General features: G+C 62.8%; 3 protein-coding genes. 2 read left to right on the top strand and 1 reads right to left on the bottom strand.

Annotated features, from left to right (window positions below; all coding sequences use genetic code 11):
* Window positions 1–1,097, top strand: a 1,097-nt coding sequence (locus HWY30_RS40485) for a Mu transposase domain-containing protein (RefSeq protein ID WP_244145214.1), incomplete at its 5' end; no start/stop codon positions are given.
* 58 nt (window positions 1,098–1,155) lie between these two features.
* Window positions 1,156–1,902, top strand: a complete 747-nt coding sequence (istB, locus tag HWY30_RS40480) for an IS21-like element helper ATPase IstB (RefSeq protein WP_090812372.1) — start codon at window positions 1,156–1,158, stop codon at window positions 1,900–1,902.
* A 237-nt stretch (window positions 1,903–2,139) separates the two neighbouring features.
* Here the strand turns inward: istB and HWY30_RS40475 are convergent, their stop codons facing one another.
* Window positions 2,140–3,837: an electron transfer flavoprotein-ubiquinone oxidoreductase gene (locus HWY30_RS40475; protein ID WP_090812627.1), complete on the bottom strand. Its 1,698-nt coding sequence runs from the start codon at window positions 3,835–3,837 to the stop codon at window positions 2,140–2,142.
* Window positions 3,838–3,965: the final 128 nt, after the last annotated feature.

Raw genomic sequence — 3,965 nt, 5'->3', positions numbered from 1 at the left:
TTGCGTCGTCCATCGCATTGCTCCGTCGTTACGATGGCATCACCTTCGCACCGCGCTTACGTGCATTCAAGACGGGATGCGCTGACGGATACTTTGCCTGCGCCACGCCGCGCCAGACCACCGAGGACTGGATCGGTGCGCAGGTGCTGGCGCTCGAATTCTTCGGCGGCGTCACGCGCCTGATCGTGCCCGACCAGACCCGTGCGCTGATCAAGTCGCCCGACCGCTACGACCCCCAACCCAACCGCAGCTATGAGGAATTCGCCACCCACTACGGCACCGTTATTCTGGCCGCACGCCCGGCTCATCCGCGCGATAAACCCAAGGTCGAGGGCACCGTGCTTTTGGTCCAACGGTGGATTTTGGCGCGGCTGCGCAACCGCCGTTTTTTCCACTTGGCCGAGCTCAACCGGGCGATCGCCGAACTGCTGGCGGACCTGAACAACCGGCCGTTCAAGAAGCTGCCCGGCTGCCGGCGCAGCGCCTTCGAGACCCTCGATGCGCCCGTGCTCAAGCCCCTGCCGGCCCAGCGCTTCGTCATCAAGCGCTGGAAGTCGGCGAAGGTCAACATCGACTACCACGTTGAATTTGAGGGCCACTACTACAGCGTGCCGCACCGGCTGGTAGGCGCCAAGCTTGAACTGCGCGCCGGCGCTGGCCTGCTGGAGTGCTTCGCGTCGAACCAGCGCGTGGCCAGCCATCCGTTGAGCGCGCTGCGTGGCAAGTTCACGACCACACCCGATCACATGCCGGCGTCGCACCGCGCGCACTTGGAGTGGACGCCGGCCAAGCTGATCGCCTGGGGCCAGCGCATCGGCGTCAGCACCGCCGCCGTGGTGACCTGGCAGATGGAGCACCGCCCCCATCCCGAGCAGGGCTATCGCGCCTGCCTGGGCCTGCTGGCGCTGGCCAAGCGTTACTCGGACGAGCGGCTGGAGGCCGCCTGCACGCGCGCCATGGCGATCCGCGCGCCCCATCTGAGGAGCGTTACCAACATCCTCAAGAGCGGCATGGACCGCCAGAGCTCGCTGCTTGCCGCCGACGAGCGAGCCGCCATCGAGCACGACAACGTTCGCGGGCCCGACTACTACCACTGACGGTGTGGATTCCCTCGACCCACCCAATCCAATTCACAAGCATAACGAAGGAATATCCATGTTGAACGAACACACCCTTGACCAAATGCGCAGCCTGCGGCTAGACGGCATGGTCCGCGCAATCGAGGAACAAGCCGCCAGCACCGCCGCCGCAGCGCTGGGCTTCGACGAGCGGCTGACCCTGCTGGTGCAGCGCGAGATCGCCTGGCGCGACGACCGCCGGGTCGCACGGCTGCTCAAGGCCGCCAGGCTCAAGGTCAGTTCGGCCTGCGTCGAGGACATTGACTGGCGCGCCAGCCGCTCGCTCGACCGCTCGCTGGTAGCCGCACTGGCCGGCGGCGATTGGCTGCGCCACGCCCGCAATGTGCTGATCACGGGGGCCACCGGTTGCGGCAAGACGTGGCTCGCTTGCGCCCTGGGCCACCAGGCCGCGCGCAGCGGCTTCTCGGTGCTGTATGTGCGCGCCGCCAGGCTGTTCGACGAGTTGCAAGTTGCCCACGGCGACGGCAGCTTCGCGCGGCGACTGGCGGCACTGGCCAAGCTCGATTTGCTGATCATCGACGACTTCGCGATCTCGCCGATGACCGGCACCGGGCGCAACGATCTGCTCGAACTGATCGACGACCGCGTGGGCACGCGCTCCACGCTGATCACCAGCCAATTGCCAGTCAAGGCCTGGCACACCTATCTCAACGACCCGACCCTGGCCGACGCCATCCTTGACCGCGTCGTCCACAGCAGCCAAAAAATCGAGCTCAAAACCGCCAAGTCACTGCGCGACACCGCCGACACGAGCGCCGTTTGACCCACACCGCACAGGGGATCGAACCATGGCGACATAGCTCGACCGGGGGTGCCTCCGGCGGCCTGGCGGGGGCCTAAAAACTGAGATAAACCACCCCAAAAACCACCCCGCCAACCACCTCGGCACCTACGCCAGCAACGGCGATTTCAGGCTCATCGCGGACGATTGCGGTATATTCCACCGGGGCTTGCGCGCCTCCCCGGCGCGTCCACGATCACGCTGAAACGGCGTCCACGATCAGACTGAAATGGCCGTCCACGATCGCTGAAATACGCACATGTTGGGATAATTTGGCCCGCCGCCGCCTTCAGGAGTGACCCACACGATATTCTGCGTCGGGTCCTTGATATCGCACGTCTTGCAGTGCACGCAGTTCTGCGCGTTGATCACGAGCCGCTCGCTGCCATCGTCGTTCTTCACGAACTCATAGACCGCCGCCGGGCAATAGCGCGCCTCCGGCCCGGCATAGGTCTGCCAGTTCACGTTCACCGGCACGTTCGGATCTTTTAGCGTCAGATGCGCCGGCTGGTTTTCCTCGTGATTCGTGTTCGAGATGAACACCGATGACAGCCGGTCGAAGGTGAGCTTGCCATCCGGCTTCGGATAGGTGATCGGCGTGCACTGCGAAGCGGGCTTGAGCATCTCGTGATCGGAATGCTGGTGATGCAGCGTCCACGGCACGTTGCCGCCCAGCAGCTTCTGCTCGATGCCGACCATCAGCGTGCCGAGGTAGAGACCCTTGCTCATCCACTGCTTGAAGTTACGCGCGCGATACAGTTCCGTATGCAGCCACGAGGTCCTGAAGCTCTCCGGATACGCCGTCAGCTCGTCGTTCTGGCGACCGGCCTGCACCGCGTCGAACGCGGCCTCGGCCGCCAGCATGCCGGTCTTGATCGCCGCGTGGCTGCCCTTGATCCGCGATGCGTTCAGGAAACCCGCGTCGTCGCCCACCAGCGCGCCGCCCGGGAACACCGGCTTCGGCAGCGACATCAGGCCGCCTGCGGTAATGGCGCGCGCGCCGTACGACACGCGCTTGCCGCCTTCCAGAATCGCGCGGATCGCCGGATGCGTCTTATAGCGCTGGAATTCCTCGAACGGCGACAGGTACGGATTCGTGTAGCCGAGACCCACCACGAAACCCGCCACCACCTGGTTGTTGTCCATGTGATAGAGGAACGAGCCGCCATACGTATCGTTTTCCAGTGGCCAGCCCGCGGTGTGTATCACCAGACCCGGCTTGTGCTTCGCCGGATCGATTTCCCACAGTTCCTTGATGCCAATGCCGTAAACCTGCGGATCGGCGCCGTCGCGCAGCGTGAACTTCTCGTTCAGCTGGCGGCCCAGGTGCCCGCGCGCGCCCTCGCAGAAAAGCGTGTATTTCGCGTGCAGTTCCATGCCGAGCTGGAAGTTCTCGGTTGGCTCGCCGTCCTTGCCGATGCCGAGATTGCCGGTGGCAACGCCTTTAACCGAGCCGTCATCGTTGTACAGAATCTCTGCGGCCGGAAAGCCGGGAAAGATTTCGACGCCCATGGCTTCGGCCTGCTGACCTAACCAGCGTGTGACGTTTGCCAGACTGATGACGTAGTTGCCGTGATTCTTAAAGTTATCGGGAAGTAGCCAGTTTGGCACTTGCCTCGCGCTCTCTCGGGTCAGAAAAAGAAAACGGTCTTCGGTTACGTTGACATTGAGCGGAGCGCCTTTCTCCTTCCAGTCGGGAATGAGTTCGGACAGGCCGCACGGGTCCATGACGGCGCCGGACAGGATGTGTGCGCCGATTTCCGAACCTTTTTCTAAGACACAAACGCTTAGATTAATGTCCTTGGCGTTTGCCAGCTGTTTGAGGCGGATTGCAGCCGAAAGACCCGCAGGACCTCCTCCCACAATTACGATGTCGTACTCCATTGATTCACGCATATCTACAGCACCGTCTTTCATGTATAGGTTGGCGGTTTCAAAGGTGAAGCGCAACAGCGGGTTAATGAACGGAAGCTGAAGTTATCGAAGCGGTTGCGAGCATACGTTCGAACACCTCGAATGGCGAATGAAATACATGCGTAGCACGC

The sequence above is a fragment of the Paraburkholderia tuberum STM678 genome (assembly GCF_902833905.1).
Classification (GTDB): domain Bacteria; phylum Pseudomonadota; class Gammaproteobacteria; order Burkholderiales; family Burkholderiaceae; genus Paraburkholderia; species Paraburkholderia tuberum.
This window is presented reverse-complemented; position numbering and strand designations above follow the sequence as displayed.

Coding starts and splice junctions, on each gene's coding strand:
- istB (WP_090812372.1), top strand. CDS start 1,156: ATGTTGAACGAACACACCCTTGACCAAATGCGCAGCCTGCGGCTAGAC.
- HWY30_RS40475 (WP_090812627.1), bottom strand. CDS start 3,837: ATGAAAGACGGTGCTGTAGATATGCGTGAATCAATGGAGTACGACATC.